Origin of the sequence: Streptomyces sp. JJ36, from assembly GCF_021696945.1 — a bacterium.
GTDB lineage: Bacteria > Actinomycetota > Actinomycetes > Streptomycetales > Streptomycetaceae > Streptomyces.
In genome coordinates this window covers 32096-46587 of sequence record NZ_JACYHE010000017.1, presented here as the reverse complement: position 1 = coordinate 46587, position 14492 = coordinate 32096, and the positions used below count along the sequence as shown (strand labels likewise).

The 14492-nt window shown below is 76.3% G+C and carries 14 protein-coding genes; 13 read left to right on the top strand and 1 reads right to left on the bottom strand.

Annotation, left to right across the window (positions count from 1 at the left end):
• The first annotated feature begins 12 nt into the window (after nt 1–12).
• The 6 genes from HOY81_RS09780 to HOY81_RS09755 all read left to right on the top strand — a co-directional run bounded on the left by HOY81_RS09780 (nt 13) and on the right by HOY81_RS09755 (nt 4661).
• Complete coding sequence (locus tag HOY81_RS09780) at nt 13–333, top strand: multidrug efflux SMR transporter (RefSeq protein ID WP_237319867.1); 321 nt, start codon at nt 13–15, stop codon at nt 331–333.
• Complete coding sequence (locus HOY81_RS09775; protein WP_237319866.1) at nt 333–902, top strand: TetR/AcrR family transcriptional regulator; 570 nt, start codon at nt 333–335, stop codon at nt 900–902. The genes HOY81_RS09780 and HOY81_RS09775 overlap by 1 nt, the downstream gene beginning before the upstream one ends.
• A gap of 94 nt (nt 903–996) precedes the next feature.
• Nucleotides 997–1584 (top strand): RNA polymerase sigma factor, encoded by a 588-nt coding sequence (locus HOY81_RS09770; RefSeq protein WP_237319865.1) that lies wholly within the window; start codon nt 997–999, stop codon nt 1582–1584.
• A gap of 1 nt (nt 1585) precedes the next feature.
• The gene (locus HOY81_RS09765) at nt 1586–2524 is read left to right on the top strand and encodes a CU044_5270 family protein (protein WP_237319864.1); all 939 of its coding nucleotides are present in this window, start codon (nt 1586–1588) and stop codon (nt 2522–2524) included.
• A gap of 109 nt (nt 2525–2633) precedes the next feature.
• Nucleotides 2634–3623, top strand: coding sequence for a 2,3,4,5-tetrahydropyridine-2,6-dicarboxylate N-succinyltransferase (gene dapD, locus HOY81_RS09760; protein ID WP_237319863.1), 990 nt, complete (start codon nt 2634–2636; stop codon nt 3621–3623).
• Nucleotides 3624–3698: 75 nt separating this feature from the next.
• A complete protein-coding gene (locus HOY81_RS09755; RefSeq protein WP_237319862.1) occupies nt 3699–4661 on the top strand; it encodes an EI24 domain-containing protein in 963 nt (320 codons plus the stop codon).
• A gap of 30 nt (nt 4662–4691) precedes the next feature.
• On the opposite strand, the gene HOY81_RS09750 is transcribed toward HOY81_RS09755, so the two are convergent.
• The gene (locus HOY81_RS09750) at nt 4692–6539 is read right to left on the bottom strand and encodes an endonuclease/exonuclease/phosphatase family protein (protein ID WP_237319861.1); all 1848 of its coding nucleotides are present in this window, start codon (nt 6537–6539) and stop codon (nt 4692–4694) included.
• A gap of 258 nt (nt 6540–6797) precedes the next feature.
• On the opposite strand from HOY81_RS09750, the gene HOY81_RS09745 reads away from it, so the two are divergent.
• The 7 genes from HOY81_RS09745 to HOY81_RS09715 all read left to right on the top strand — a co-directional run bounded on the left by HOY81_RS09745 (nt 6798) and on the right by HOY81_RS09715 (nt 14486).
• Nucleotides 6798–6986 (top strand): hypothetical protein, encoded by a 189-nt coding sequence (locus tag HOY81_RS09745; protein WP_237319860.1) that lies wholly within the window; start codon nt 6798–6800, stop codon nt 6984–6986.
• 10 nt (nt 6987–6996) lie between these two features.
• The gene (locus HOY81_RS09740; protein ID WP_308340970.1) at nt 6997–7809 is read left to right on the top strand and encodes a hypothetical protein; all 813 of its coding nucleotides are present in this window, start codon (nt 6997–6999) and stop codon (nt 7807–7809) included.
• Nucleotides 7806–8834 (top strand): hypothetical protein, encoded by a 1029-nt coding sequence (locus tag HOY81_RS09735; protein WP_237319859.1) that lies wholly within the window; start codon nt 7806–7808, stop codon nt 8832–8834. Before HOY81_RS09740 ends, HOY81_RS09735 begins: the two co-directional genes overlap by 4 nt.
• A gap of 10 nt (nt 8835–8844) precedes the next feature.
• A complete protein-coding gene (locus HOY81_RS09730; protein ID WP_237319858.1) occupies nt 8845–9885 on the top strand; it encodes a hypothetical protein in 1041 nt (346 codons plus the stop codon).
• Nucleotides 9882–10982 carry a serine hydrolase gene (locus HOY81_RS09725; RefSeq protein ID WP_237319857.1) on the top strand — a complete coding sequence of 367 codons (1101 nt, stop codon included), beginning with the start codon at nt 9882–9884 and terminating at the stop codon, nt 10980–10982. Before HOY81_RS09730 ends, HOY81_RS09725 begins: the two co-directional genes overlap by 4 nt.
• Before the next feature lie 138 nt (nt 10983–11120).
• On the top strand, nt 11121–12650 hold the full coding sequence (locus HOY81_RS09720) for a hypothetical protein (RefSeq protein WP_237319911.1): 1530 nt from the start codon (nt 11121–11123) through the stop codon (nt 12648–12650).
• A 360-nt stretch (nt 12651–13010) separates the two neighbouring features.
• Nucleotides 13011–14486 (top strand): alkaline phosphatase PhoX, encoded by a 1476-nt coding sequence (locus HOY81_RS09715; RefSeq protein ID WP_237319856.1) that lies wholly within the window; start codon nt 13011–13013, stop codon nt 14484–14486.
• The last annotated feature ends 6 nt before the right edge of the window (nt 14487–14492 follow it).

Sequence of the window (14492 nt, the reverse complement as noted above, 5' to 3'; positions counted from 1 at the left end):
ACGCTCGTACACATGGTCTATCTGACGCTTGCGAGCGCGATCCTCGCCGAGGTCCTCGGGACCACCGCGATGAAGTACAGCGACGGCTTCACCCGCCTCTGGCCCTCCCTCGGCACCGCCGCGGGCTATCTCGTCGCCTTCGCGCTGCTCGCGCAGACCCTGAAGACCATGGGTGTCGGCACCGCCTACGCCATCTGGTCGGGCGCGGGCACCGCGGCGATCGCCGCCATCGGCATGGTCTTCCTCGGCGAGCCGGTCACCGCCCTCAAGATTCTCGGGCTGCTGCTGGTGGTCGCCGGCGTGGTGGTGCTCAACCTCGGCGGGCTGCACTGATGGCCGGCCGGCGCTACGACCCCGAACGCCGCCGGCGCCTCGTCGACGCCGCCGTCCGGGTGGTGGCCGACCGCGGCATCGCGGGGGTGAGCCACCGCCGGGTGGCCCGCGAGGCCGACGTCCCGCTCGGCTCCACCACCTACCACTTCGCCTCCCTGGATGACCTGCTGGGCGCCGCGCTCCGCCAGATCAGCGAGGAGTGGCTGGCGGGCATGGAACGCTGGGACCGGCGCACCGACCCGGCCCTACCGCTCGCCGACGCGCTGACCGGGCTGGTCCTCGAGTGGCTGGCCGGCGACCGCACCCGCACCCGCCTGGAGTACGAGCTCTACCTCGCCGCCCTCAACCACGAGCGCCTGCGGCCGCTGGCCGCCGAGTGCCTGGACGGCCTCACCGCGCTGCTGCACCGCCGTACCGGCGACGAGGCCACCGCCCGTGCCCTGACCGCCCTGCTCGACGGCCTGACCCTGCAGTTCCTGCTCACCGACCGTCCCGCGGACCCGCAGACCATCCGTACCCTGGTCGCCCGCCTCACCGGGCCGGGGCCCGCCGGGGACGGCGGCCTGTGAACCCCGCCCGCCGCGGCGGGCAACAGCAGGTGACACATCCGCGCGCCCGGCACGTCCGGGCACCGACACCGCCCACCGACGGGGGACCGACCGCATGACCGATCCGCCGATGGACGACGCCGCCGTCATCGACGCGTCACTGGAGAGCCCCGAGGCCTTCGCCCAGCTCTACGACCGCTACGCGGCCGACATCCACCGCTATGCACTGCGGCGGCTCGGCGACTCGGTCGCGGACGACATCACGGCGGAGACCTTCCTCGCCGCCTTCCGTTCCCGGTCCCGCTTCGACACCACCCGCACCAGCGCCCGGCCCTGGCTCTACGGCATCGCCGCCAACCTCATCGGCCGGCACCGCCGCAGCGAGGTCCGCGCCCTGCGCGCCCTCGCCCGCACCGGCGTCGACCCGGTGGCCGAGTCCTGGACGGACCGGGTCGAGACCCGGGTCACCGCCGAGGCCGCCCGGGGCCCGCTCGCCGCCGCGCTCGCCGCGCTCCCCGCCCGCGACCGGCACGTACTGCTGCTCTTCGCCTGGGCCGACCTCAGCTACGCGGAGGTCGGCGAGGCCCTCGGCATCCCCGTCGGCACCGTCCGGTCCCGCCTCAACCGGGCCCGCCGGAAGGTGCGCTCCGCCCTGGGCGGCGACCCCACCGTTGTCCGCGACGACGCCCCGGAGGTGGCGTGACATGGACGAGATCACTTCCGTACGCGAACTGCGCGCGGACGCACCCCCAGCCGACCGGGCCCGGCTCGCCCCCGGGCGCCGCCGCCTGCTGGAGGCGGCCGAGCGGCCGGCGGCCCGCACCCGGCTCCGGGTGGACTGGCGGATCACCGCGCTCGGCGCCGCCGCCGCGGTCGCCGCGGCCGCCCTGGCCGGTGCCCAGCTCGCGGGGGAGGGCACCGGCGGGGGCGACCCCGGCCCCGCGGCCTCCCGGGTGCAGCAGCAGTACGACCTCACCGACGCCCCCGCGCTGCTCCACGCCGCCGCGGACGCCGCCGCGGCCCGGCCCGACCCCGAGCCGCGGGTCGGCCAGTGGGTCTACCGGAAGACCGTGCGGGGCAACGAGACCTCCGAGCCCGGGACCGGTGCCGTTCCCGACACCCAGGAGAACTGGTACCAATACGCCGACCCCGAGTTCGAGAACTGGAAGGAGGGCGACGACCACTCCTACCGGGAGCGGTACGAGTTCCTTGCCGGCCTCCCCGCGGAGCCGGAGAAGCTCTGGTCCGAGGCGCGCGACTTCTACCCCAGCGGCGGGGACGAGCCGGTGAGCGCGCACAACTACCGGGCCGCCCGGGTCCTGCTCCAGTCCTGGCCGGCGCCCCCGGAGGGCCTGGCCCGCGTCTACCGTGCGCTGGCGGAGCTGGACGGCATGCAGGCCGTCGACCACCCGGTCGAGGACGCGCAGGGGCATCCGGCGATCGCCCTCTACCGGGAGACCGACGGCCCCACCCGGGAGGAGATCCTGCTCGACCCGGACACGCTCGCCTACCGGGGCAGCCGGCTGGTGGCCACCGGGAACGGCCCGGTGTTCGGCGAGCGGGACCGCCGGGAGGGTGACGTCCTGATCAACTCCGCCGTGCTGCGCACCGCCATGGTGGACGCCGAGGGCGAGCGGCCCTGAGGGGGCCGCGGCCGCCCGCCCCGGGGCCCGGGGCGGGCGGCCGCGCGGTGCGCGACCGAAGCGTGGGACCGGTTCGCCAGGACGGCGGGCGGCCGGTTAGGTTCGGCGTATGACCGATGCACCCACCACCCGCACCACCGGCGCCGTCGCCGCCGGACTCGCCACCGTCACCGACGAGGGCACCGTCCTCGACACCTGGTTCCCCGCCCCGGAGCTCGCCGCGGAGCCCGGCCCCGCCGGTACCGAGCGCCTGAGCCCGGAGCAGGCCGCCGAGCTGCTGGGGGAGGCCGCCCCGAAGGCCCTCGGCCCGGACCCGCGGCGCGGCGTGGAGGTCATCGCCGTCCGAACGGTCATCGCCTCGCTGGACGACAAGCCCGCCGACGCGCACGACGCCTACCTCCGGCTGCACCTGCTCAGCCACCGGCTGGTGCGGCCGCACGGGCAGAACCTGGAGGGCCTCTTCGGGCTGCTCGCCAACGTCGCCTGGACCAGCCTCGGCCCCGTCCCCGTGGACCGCCTGGAGCAGGTGCGGCTCGCCGCCCGCGCCGACGGCCTCGCGCTCCAGGTCACCAGCGTCGACAAGTTCCCGCGCATGACCGACTACGTCGCCCCCAAGGGCGTGCGCATCGGCGACGCCGACCGGGTGCGCCTGGGCGCCCACCTCGCCGAGGGCACCACGGTCATGCACGAGGGCTTCTGCAACTTCAACGCCGGCACCCTGGGCACCTCCATGGTCGAGGGCCGGATCAGCGCGGGCGTCGTCGTGGGCGACGGCTCGGACGTCGGCGGCGGCGCCTCGATCATGGGCACCCTCTCCGGCGGCGGCAAGGAGACCATCTCCCTCGGCGAGCGCTGCCTGCTCGGCGCCGAGGCCGGGGTCGGCATCTCGCTCGGCGACGACTGCGTCGTCGAGGCCGGCCTCTACGTCACCGCCGGCACCCGGGTGACGCTCCCGGACGGCAAGGTCGCGAAGGCCCGCGAGCTGTCCGGCGCCCACAACCTGCTCTTCCGCCGCAACTCCACCACCGGCACCGTCGAGGCGCTTCCGCGCTCCGGCTCCTGGGGCGGCCTCAACGAGGCGCTGCACAGCCACAACTGACGCCCGGCCCGGGCGCCCGGGGGCCGCACACGGCGGCCCCCGGTGGCCGGGCGGCCCCCAGTAGGCTGTGCTGCCATGCGGGAGTTCACGGCGGGGATGCGGTATCTGGGGCGCGGCCAGAAGTGGGTCGCGGGGCACGGCAGATGGTTCGGCTTCGGGCTGCTGCCCGCCCTGCTGGCCTTCGTGCTCTACGCGGCGGCGCTGACCGGCCTGGCACTGGCCGCCGACGACCTCGCCGCCTGGGCCACGCCGTTCGCCGACGACTGGAGCGACGGCTGGCGGACCGCGCTACGGGTGCTGTTCGGGGTGCTGCTGTGGGTGGGCGGGCTGCTGCTCGCGGTGCTCACCTTCACCGCCGTCACCCTGCTGATCGGCGACCCCTTCTACGAGAAGCTCTCCGAACAGGTCGAGGAGTCCGAGGGCGGCTGCCCCACCGCACCCGACCGCCCGCTCTGGCAGGAGCTGTGGCGGTCGCTCGCCGACAGCCTGGGCGTCCTCTCCCGGGCACTGCTCTGGGCGGTGCCGCTCTTCGTGCTGGGCTTCGTGCCGGTCCTGGGGCAGACCGTGGTGCCCGTGACCGGCCTGGCGGTCTCCGGGTTCTTCCTCGCCGTGGAGCTCACCTCGGTCGCCATGCAGCGCCGGGACATCCCGGTGCGCGAGCGGCTCCGGCTGCTGCGTGCCCGCCGCGGTCTCGCGCTCGGCTTCGGGGTGCCGCTGGTGCTCTGCTTCCTGGTGCCGTTCGCCGCCGTGCTGCTGATGCCGGGAGCGGTGGCGGGCGCGGCCCTGCTGGTACGGGACGTCACGGGGACGGCGCCCGCGCCGTCGCGGGACGACGCGGGGGACGCACCGGGCGCCGGCCACCCCGGCACCGCCCCGTACGGGCCGGGCCCCGGCGCCCCGGCCGCTCCCGGCCCGTACGGCCCGCCCGGTGCCCCCGGCCCCTACGGCCCGCCCGGCACAACCGGGCCGTACGGCGCCCCGGGCCCCTACGCCCCGCCGGGTGCCCCCGGGGCGCACGGCCCCGGGGACGGCCGCTGAGCGGGGGCGCGGCCGGCGGCGTCCGGCGGCTCAGGGCCGGAAGCGCAGCACCTGCGGGTCGTGGTCGCTCACCTGGTCCGCGAACTCGGCGTTGGTGTGCACGATGTCGTAGTCGAAGGAGCGCACCCCGGGGGAGACCAGGGTCTGGTCCAGGACCTGCGAGTTGCCCTGGTAGACGTAGGTGTAGCGCTCCCAGGGCGGCAGCCGGAGCGCCGCGTTGCGCAGCACCCCGCCGTCCGTCAGCGCCTCGGCGGTGCCGGAGAACTCGAAGTCGTTGACGTCGCCGAGGACCACCACGTCCGCCGAGGGCTGCACCGCCAGCACGTCCGCGACGAAGGCGTTGACCTGTCGCGCCTGCCGCATCCGCTGCTCCTCGGAGCTGCGCCGCGGCGGCTGGAAGCGGGCGTGCAGCGCCTGGTCGCCGCCCTTGGAGGCGAAGTGGTTGGCCACCACGATCACCGGCCGCCCGCGGAACCGGAACTCGCCGGCCAGCGGCTTCCGGCTGTCCTCCCATGCCTCGTCACCCGGCGCGATCCGGCCGGGGGAGAGGGTGAGCGCCGCCTTCCCGCGGCGCTCGGTCACGCCGGTGGGGGTGGTCGCGTCGCCCCCCGGGCGGTCCACGAAGGAGACCCGGTCGGGGTCGAAGAGGAAGACGTTGCGGATGTTGCCGCCGGGCTGGCCGCCGTCCTGCTTGTCCCGGGGGTCGATGCCGCGCCACGCGTAGCGCGGACCGCCCGCCGCGACGATCGCGTCCACCAGCCTGCGCACCGTGCGGTCGGCGGTCACCGTGCCGTCGTCCTCGGGGCCGCTGTCGTCCTGGATCTCCTCCAGGGCGAGGATGTCGGGCGAGGCGAGCGAGCGCACCACGCCCTCGGCCAGCCGGTCGAACTTCGCCTGGTCGTCGCCGGGGTCGAGATTCTCCACGTTGTAGGTGGCCACGGCGAGTTCGGAGCGGTGCTGCGGGCGGGTGCGCTCGCGCGGCAGGTGCCGCCTTTCCACCTCCCCCAGCTCCCGGGCGGCGACCAGGTAGCCGCCGTACTGGTCGTAGTCGAGCGGCCCGGCCGTGGTGCCGGTGAGCCGGTCGCCCACGTCGGCGGTGGGGAAGGGCTGCTCGGAGAGCGGTGTGAGCATCTCCACCTTGAGGCGCCCGGAGTTCTGCGCCGCGTAGGACGCGTAGCGGGTGCCGCCCCGCGGCGTGGGGTGCTGCCACGGCTTCACGGTCACCCACAGCTCGGCGTACGGAGTGCTGGGGCCGACCACCCGGGCGTGCCGGATGCGGACGTTCATGCCCTCCAGCGACTCGAAGCGGTCCAGCGCGAACCGCCCCGGACGGAGCGGGAGGCCGTCGATGCTGCCGCCGTCCGCCGGGTCGCCCTCCGGCGCGTACGCGTCGGGGACGGTACGGAGGTCCAGCGCGCGGGCGCGGGGAAGGGGGTTGCCGGAGGAGAGCACCCGGACCTCGGGCCGGGTGATCTGGGTGACGGACTGGTTGCCCGAACTCCGCCCGCCGGGCGTGTACTCGGAGACCTCCCCGGTGACCAGCACCGCGTCGCCGGTCCGCACGGTGGGGGAGGAGCCGGTGTAGACGAACACCCCCTCGCTGGTGGCCGCGTCGTCGTCGGCGTCCGGGTCCTGCAGCCAGAAGCCCCGGGAGCCGTAGCTGCGGACGCCGGTGACCACGCCGGGCACCTCGCGCACGGTGCGCCCGGCGTAGGGGGAGGTTCTGGTGGTGCCCTGGATGTCGTGGACGCGGGTGCCGCCGGCCCCGGCGTCCCCGTCCGCCGGGTGCGGGGCCGCGACCGCGGGTGAGGCCAGCACCGTGGACGTCAGGGCGGCGAGGACGAGGGCGCGGGGTATGACCGTATGACGGAACGTCAAGGGAGCCTCCGTGGGCAGGAGTCGGCGCGCGATGAGGGGCCGCCCGGCGAGGGCGGTGCTACGCGCGTAAAACCTACGGAGCCCAGCGGTCTTGTCAAGGCGCGGCAGGCGACCGCCGGATCACCTGGAGATGAACCTCCGTCGACGTCCCGTGACCACTTCTGCGCAGCCCCGCGGGGATTTCCGGGTTGCGAGCCGGATAGTTGTGCCCTGCACTGGAACCGGTGCACAGAAGGACGAATCGGAAGAGGTGATTCCATGCTGTCGCCCACCGGAAAGCCGGCCGAGCCACTCACCGCGGAGGAACTCGCCGGTGACGTCGACGCCCTGCTGAACCCGGCAGAGCCGGACGGCGTCTTCCGCGACTCCCGCGAATGCGCCAGTCTGCTCCTGGCCAAGGGCGCGGCCCTGCTGTCCCCGCCTACTCCGCGGCCCAAGAAGGGGTAACCCGCCGGTCGTGGTGAACGCAGTCCCCGCCGCGTCCGGTCTCCCGGACGCGGCCCAGGAACTCGCGGCCGCGGTCGCCTCCGCCCTCGCGGGCGGGGACGGCCGCCCGGAAGCGTGGAACGCCTCCGGCGCAGATCCCCTCACCGTCGCCGCCGTGCGCGTGCTCGGCGCCGACGTCCTCGCACCGGCGACCCTGAGCGGCCGCCCGGCCGTGGTGGACACCGCCACCGCAGAACGGGCCTGCGCCGACCACCCGCCCCGGCCCGGCGCCTCCGCCACCACCCGGTGGAGCCACTGGGGCCTGCGGGAGGCACTGCGCCGGCTGCCCGCGGCGCACGGCCCCCCGGGCCCCGGCACCACCGGCACGCCCACGGGGCGTGCGGGGCCCGTGGCCGGTAACCCGGCCACGGCCGGACCGGCCGGGCCCTCCGTACACCCCGGACCGGCGGGCCCCGGCGCCCCCGCGTCCCCTGCTTCCGGTCAGCCCGACGCGGACTGGGTGGCGCGGGAGCCGTGGCAGCGGATGACCCACCACCTCGCCCACCTCGCCTCGCTGGCCGTCCCCGGCATCGACTCCGCGCTGCGCACCGCCGTGGCCGCCCGTCCGGTGGACCTGGCCCGCGGCTTCGTCCGCGCGGTACGCCGCCGGGACTGGCTGCAGGCGGCCGGGGCCGGCCGCTGGCTGGCCCTCACCCCCGGCGTGCCCTCCTCGGTCGGGCTCGGCGCCGGACTGGACTTCGTCGAGCACATGGCTGCGGAGGACGCCCGCGTCGTCCTGCAGACCCGGGCCGCCCGGCTGCTGCTCACCGGAGAGCCCGCGTGACCGTCACCCGGGCCCCGGCGCAGCAGGCGCCGGCGGCCCTGCTGGACCGGGTGACCACGTCGGCCCTGGCCTGGCTGGACGCGCACGCCGCGGGCTTCCGGCTCCCCGGCGATCCCACCGGCGCAGGCTGCGACCCGGATGCCACGCTCAAGCCGCTGGGCGAGCTGGCCCGGCTGAGCGGCACCCTGGCCACGCTGCCCGGTCTGACCCGGGAGACGCACCGGGCGGCCCGCCGGCTGCTGCACCACGCATGGCGGGAGGCGGGGCACGGCGCGCTCTTCGTGGCGCTCGCCCGGGCCGAACCCCACGCCACCTACCCGCTGGAGGTGTACGCCCCCTTCGCCGAGGCCGGGCTGCGCCACCGCCCGTACGAGGAACTGGCGCGTGCCCACGCCGGCACCCGGGCCTGGCGGGCCGCCGAGCTGGAACCCACCCGGCTGCTGGCCGTGCTCCAGGCCGAACGCTGCCTGGGGCTGCCGCCGCACGAGCTGCCCGAGCAGGCGATGCGCCGCACCTGGCTCGGCGCCCTGCCCGAGCCGTGGGCCTTCGAGGGCGGCTCCGGCTACGCCCTGACCCACTACGTCTTCCACGCCACCGGCTGGGGGCGCCGGCCCCGGGAGCTCCCCGACGGGGTCCGGGACCATCTGGCGCTCTGGCTACCCGCCTGGACCGACTGCTGCCTGGCGGAGGAGCGCTGGGACCTGGCCGGTGAACTGCTGGCCACCGCCGCCTGCCTCCCCGACCCGCTCCCCGCGGCGGCGGAGTGGCGGCGGCTTGCCGCCGCCCAGGGCGCCGACGGAGCCCTCGCCGAGGCCGGGCCGCCGCCCGCGGCCGGGCCCGGGGCCGGGGAGCCCGCCGCCGGGGAGCCGTCCACGGGAGTCTCCGCGGCCGGCGAGTCTCCCGCCGGCGCGACCCGCGCGGCGTTCCTGGGCTGCTACCACGCCACGCTGGTGGCCGCGTTCGCCGCCGGCCTGACCGCGGCCCGGACCCGGTGTCTCCCCGGGGCCGCCGCGGTGACCGAGTGAGGAGGGCCTCATGACCGCACCGGCCGGCCCCCGGGCCGCCGCACCCGCCCGGCTCGTCCACGGCGTCGGGGCCGGCGCCCTGGAGTGGCTCGACGCGCACCGCGAGTTCTTCCGCGCCCGGCGGGACGACACCACCCCGGACACCGAGGTCAAGGACCGCTTCAAGCCCCTCGGGGAACTGGCCACCATCGGGGCGGTGCTCTTCCGCGAGGGCGTGGCCGGCTCGCGGCAGGCCCGCATCGCCCGCCGGCTGCTGGACTTCGCCTGGCACGACCTGCTCGACTCCGGCGCGCTGCTCGCGTGGATGCAGCGCGAGGAGCCGCTGAGCCCGATCCCGCTGGAGATCTACGTCCCGTTCCGGGAGGTCGGCTACGTCCACCCCGGGATCGAACGCGCCGCCGCCGTCGCCCGCGGCCTGGCGAGCTGGCCCGCGCTCGGCATGCTGCCCGTCCGCCGTCTCGGGCTCGCCGCGACCGAGCGGCGCGCCGGCCTGCCGCCCAGCACCGGCACCGAGGAGGCCCTGCGGGGCACCTGGCTGGGGCGGGCCCCGGAGCCGTGGACCGTGGAGCAGCACCTGGCGTACGACGTGACGCACACCGTCTACCACCTCACCGACTGGGGCGCGGACCCCGGCGGCCTCCCCGCCGGCCTGGCCGGCTATCTCACGCACTGGCTCCCGGCGTGGCTGGACGACTGGGCCGGGATGGAGCACTGGGACCTCGTCGGGGAGCTGCTCGTCGTGGACGCCTGCCTGCCCGTACCGGCCCTGGACCGGGAGGTCTGGGAACGGTTCGCCGCGGCCCGGTCCCCGGACGGCGCCATGCCGGTGCAGCACGGGATGCCGGAGGGGGACACCGACGAGGTGTTCGACCTGGTGTACCACCCGACGCTGGTGGCCGCGCTGGCCTCCGCGCTGGCCACCTCCCGGGCGCTGAGCGCCCTGACCGGCGCGGACGGCGGCCCGGAGCCGGGCGGCCCCGGAAGCGGGGAGGCCGGTCCCGGAGGGCCCGGCTCCCCAGGGGCGTTCCCCGGCCCCGGAGGGGCGCCATGAGCCGCCCGGCCCAGGCCCACCACCCGCCGGCCCCGGCCGCGCATGCCGCCGCGGGCACGCTCACCGCGGCCCGGCTGCGCGAGGCGGTGGCCGCGGTCCCCGCCCCGGACGTGGTCTTCGCCGTCTCCCACCGCGGCCGCCGCACCCTGGTCGCGGGCGGCACCCGCCCGTACCCGCCCGGCGACCGGCGCGCGCTGCGGTACGAGATCGGCTCGGCGACCAAGACCTTCACCGGCCTCCTCTTCGCCGCCCTCGCGGACGACGGGCTGCTCGCCGCCGGAGATCCGCTGGACACCCGGCTGCCCGCGGCCGTACGGGCGCGTGCCGGGGACCCCGCACACCCGGTCACCCTGCTGCACGCCCTCACCCACACCTCGGGCCTGCCCCGGCTGCCGCGGGACTTCTACCCGCACGCGTTGCCCCGCTGGCGGGTCAACCCCTACGCGGGCTACGGCCGCCGACGGCTGCTCGACGCCTACCGGCGGACCCGCCCGCGGCGCGCCCCCGGCACCCGCTGGCACTACTCCAACTTCGCGGTCTCCGTCCTCGGCCACGCCCTGGCCCACACCGTGGGCTCCCCCTACGGCGAGCTGCTGACGCGTCGTGTGCTGCACCCGCTCGGCCTGGCCGGCACCGCGCTGTGCGCCGCCGGGCCGGACCGGGACGCCACCGGGCACGCCGCGGACGGGCGTACCCCGCTCCCGCCCGCCGAGCTGGCCGGGTTCACCCCCGCGGGCGCCGTCCGGGCCACCCCGGACGACCTGCTGGCCTTCCTGGAGGCCCATGTGCGGCCCGGCGACGGACCGGCGGCCGGCCGCCTCTCCGGCGCCCTCGCGGAAGTCCAGCGCCCCGTGCTGCGCCGGGGCGCCGGTCACCGTCACCTGCACACCCTCACCTGGTTCCGGCAGCCGAGCCCGTACGGACCGGTCTGCTTCCATGCCGGGGCCACCCCCGGGCAGGAGGCGTTCCTGGGGTACCGGCCCGCCACCGGGACCGCCGTGGTCGGCCTGGCCACCCGGCGGTTCGCCGCGCGCACCTCGCTGGTGCCCGTGGCCCACGCCCTGCTGACGGAGCTCCCGGCTGAGCGCACCGAGTGAGCGCGCGCCCGGAGCGTGCGCCGGGGCGCGCACGGCGCTTGTGCCGCCTCCCGGCGGGGGGCCGGCAATGCGTCATCCGTGTCCCGGGTCCTCTACGCTGGTCCTGCCTTGCCCCAGCTCCTTGAGGAGTCGCCCACCATGCACGGTGACGACCGGCCCACTCTGCCCCCCGTACGGTTGTCCGCCGCGGCGGAGCTGGCGGCCGACGCGCGCAGCGCGCCGCTCTTCGCCCACGCGGTCCGGCTCGCCCGCTGGGCCGGCGAGACCGGCCTGCGGGTGGGCGCCGGTGGCGAACTCCTGGCCGGCCAGATCAAGGAGGCCACCGGGCGGATCGGCCTGGACGGGGACGACCAGGGCCCCGCCCTCGCCGTCGACGCCTGGACGCTGGCCGTCGACACCGGGATGGTGGAGATCGAGGAGGACGCCGACGCCGCGGAGGCGGACGGCCCCGCCTGGGAGGACGCCCTCGACGGGGACGGTGACGACGAAGCCGGCACCGCCACCGCCGGCGAGGAGCTGGAGCGGTTTGCCGAGGGCGCCCCGGAGGACGCCCTCGACGTGTGGCTCAACGGCCTGGAGACCGTCCTCGCCGACGCCTCCACCCCCGCCCTGGAGGACCTGCTCGGCGACCTCGAGCCCGAGGTGGACGAGAACGGGCAGATCGACCCGGAATCCCTCGATCTCGACGCCCTCGACTGGGACCCGGAGGAGGAGGCCGGCTTCCTCGACAGCGCCCTGGTGAACCTCTACCTCCTGACCGCCACCGACCCCGCGGTCTCGGCCGGCGCCATGGTGCCGCTGCCGGTGCTCGCCGCCTCGATGATCGTCCCCGACGACATGGAGGAGCCGACCGACGAGGCACTGGAGGAGGTCTCCGCCGCGATGATGCGCCTGGACGACCAGTTCCGGCTGCTGGAGCCCACCGGGCTGGTCACCTACCGGCCCGTCGACGAGGAGCTCACCGAGGAGTCCGAGGGGGAGCTGCCCGAGCAGCCGGAGGACCCGGACGAGGACGTCGCCCGTTACGGCATGGTCCGGCTCACCCCGCTCGGGCTGTACGGCGTGCGGGAGCGGATGCGGGAATCCGGCGTCGAGGCGCCGCTCGTCGGCGACCTCGCCGAGGCGAGCGCCGCGGCGCTGCTCGCGGCGCTGCCCGGCTTCCCGGAGGAGAGCGCCCGGGTGGAGGTCGAGGGGTGGCTGGCCGCCCGTACGGTGCCGGAGGCCGCCCGGGAGCTGCTGGGCGCCGCCCGCGGCCGGGACGCCGGTGCGCCCGCTCGCCGCCTCGCCTGCCAGCAGGCCCTCTCCCTGGCAGGCGACCCGGCGGAGCCGGCGCTGCGCGAGGTGCTCGACGACCGGGAGCTCGGCGGACTCGCCCGGGTCTGGCTCGCCGAGCGCGGCGCACGGGACGTGCCGCAGCCCGACGAGCAGATGGTCTTCTGGCTCACCGTCGACACCCTCGCCGCGCAGCTCTCGACCGCCGGCGAGCCGGAGGAGCTGCGGGAGCTGATCCAGGGACTGGTCGACCAGCACACCGGGTTCTTCGACAAGGCGTGGCAGGTCGACCACCCGGCGACCGGGGACGTGCTGGAGGCGATGGGGCGGATCCACCCGGACCGCGGGACGGCAAAGGAGGCCCGCAAGGCGGCGTTCCGGGCACGCTCCCGCTAGGGTCTGCCGGCGGACCTTCCCGGGCCCGCGACGCCTGGCACGCCGCGCGCCGCGTTGTCGCATCGTCCCGGTACGCCCCGTACGAGAACGACCCTCCGCCTTGCGCGCGCACGCTCCCCCAGAGCCTTCGGCCGGGGGCCCTGACGCCGCGGGCTGATCCCCGAAGGTCCCTGGACAGGTCCCACGCCCGTCCTGGTGACGGTCCGGAGGCGGAGGTCTCCGGCCCCGGGCCGCGGCACGTCCGGGCCGCCGGGCTGCGGCTTCCGCCCCGCGCCCGTCGTGCGGAGTTCAGGCGGAGTTCGCCGGCGGGCGGGAGCCTGTGCGCGCCACAGTTGGTCCGCACGAGAGGCCGGAGAGACGATGCCGATCAGCCGGAGACACTTCGCGAAGCGTTCCGCCACCGCCGGGGCCGGGGTCGCCCTCGCCGGCAGCGTGGGAGTGCTGGCCAGCGCACCGGGCGCGCTGGGCAGCGGCGGCCACCCCCGGGACCACGGGCCCCGGGACCGGGACGACCGCGGGCCGCACCGCCCGGAGCTCGGCTACGGCCCCCTGCTGCCGGACCCGGACGGCATCCTGGCGCTTCCGGAGGGCTTCGCGTACCGGGTCCTCACGCACTCCGGCAGGACCACGCTCGAATCCGGCGAGACCACCCCGTCCCACCACGACGGCACCGCCGCCTTCCGCGGCCCGCGCGGCACCACCCTGCTGGTGAACAACCACGAGCTGAAGGGCCCCCGCGACCGCTGGGAGCACCCCGTGCCGCTGGCCGAGGGCCTGGTCTACGACCCGGGGGCGGCCGGCGGCTGCACCGTCGTCGAGGTCTCCCGGCACGGCGACCACGTCGCCGAGTGGGTCGGCATCGCCGGCACCTCCACCAACTGCGCGGGCGGCAGCACCCCGTGGGGCACCTGGCTGACCTGCGAGGAGAACACCGACCGGGCCGGCGAGAACGGCATGACCAAGGACCACGGCTATGTCTTCGAGGTCGACCCGCACGACCGCCGCGCCAATCTCGACCCGCGCCCGGTGAAGGCCCTGGGCCGCTTCGACCACGAGGCCGTCGTGGTGGACACCCGGCGGGGCCACTTCTACCTGACCGAGGACGACTCCGGCCCGAACGGCCTCTTCTACCGCTGGACGCCCCCGCCCGGCTTCCGCGGCGGCCGCGGCCGGCTGCGCGGTCTCGCCGACGACGCCGGCGTGCTCCAGGCCATGAAGTGCTTCGACTCCGGCGGCCGGTTCGTCACCGACCTGTCGCACGCCACCCGCACCGGCGTGGTGTACGGCGTGGACTGGGTGGACGTACGGGACCGCGACGCCCGCGCGACGCCGGTCCGCAAGCAGTTCCGGGACCACGAGGTCACCCGGGCCCGCAAGCTCGAGGGCATGTGGTGGGGCGATGGCGGCGCCTACTTCGTCTCCTCCTACGCCCGGGAGGACGACTCCCCGGGCACCCCGCACGACGGGCAGGTCTGGTTCTACGACCCGCGGCGCCGCACCGTCACGCTCAAGGTGCTGCTGGGGGTGAACACCGACCCGGATACGCCCGGCACCCTGGACGGGCCCGACAACATCACCGTCTCCCCGTACGGCGGGCTGATCCTGGCCGAGGACGGCGAGGGGCAGCAGCACCTCTTCGGCGCAACGGAGCGGGGCGAGACCTACCCGCTGGCGCGGAACGAGCTCAACGTGGGGACCGCGGAGGAGCCGGAGTACAGCGAGTTCGCCGGGGTCTGCTTCTCCCCGGACGGCGACACCCTCTTCGCCAACATCCAGACGCCGGGCCTGCTGCTCGCGATCACCGGGCCCTGGCGGCGGCACCCGCGCCACCGCTGAAGGCCG

Coding starts and splice junctions, on each gene's coding strand:
- HOY81_RS09715 (WP_237319856.1), top strand. CDS start 13,011: ATGCCGATCAGCCGGAGACACTTCGCGAAGCGTTCCGCCACCGCCGGG.
- HOY81_RS09775 (WP_237319866.1), top strand. CDS start 333: ATGGCCGGCCGGCGCTACGACCCCGAACGCCGCCGGCGCCTCGTCGAC.
- HOY81_RS09770 (WP_237319865.1), top strand. CDS start 997: ATGACCGATCCGCCGATGGACGACGCCGCCGTCATCGACGCGTCACTG.
- dapD (WP_237319863.1), top strand. CDS start 2,634: ATGACCGATGCACCCACCACCCGCACCACCGGCGCCGTCGCCGCCGGA.
- HOY81_RS09745 (WP_237319860.1), top strand. CDS start 6,798: ATGCTGTCGCCCACCGGAAAGCCGGCCGAGCCACTCACCGCGGAGGAA.
- HOY81_RS09720 (WP_237319911.1), top strand. CDS start 11,121: ATGCACGGTGACGACCGGCCCACTCTGCCCCCCGTACGGTTGTCCGCC.
- HOY81_RS09725 (WP_237319857.1), top strand. CDS start 9,882: ATGAGCCGCCCGGCCCAGGCCCACCACCCGCCGGCCCCGGCCGCGCAT.
- HOY81_RS09755 (WP_237319862.1), top strand. CDS start 3,699: ATGCGGGAGTTCACGGCGGGGATGCGGTATCTGGGGCGCGGCCAGAAG.
- HOY81_RS09765 (WP_237319864.1), top strand. CDS start 1,586: ATGGACGAGATCACTTCCGTACGCGAACTGCGCGCGGACGCACCCCCA.
- HOY81_RS09730 (WP_237319858.1), top strand. CDS start 8,845: ATGACCGCACCGGCCGGCCCCCGGGCCGCCGCACCCGCCCGGCTCGTC.
- HOY81_RS09780 (WP_237319867.1), top strand. CDS start 13: ATGGTCTATCTGACGCTTGCGAGCGCGATCCTCGCCGAGGTCCTCGGG.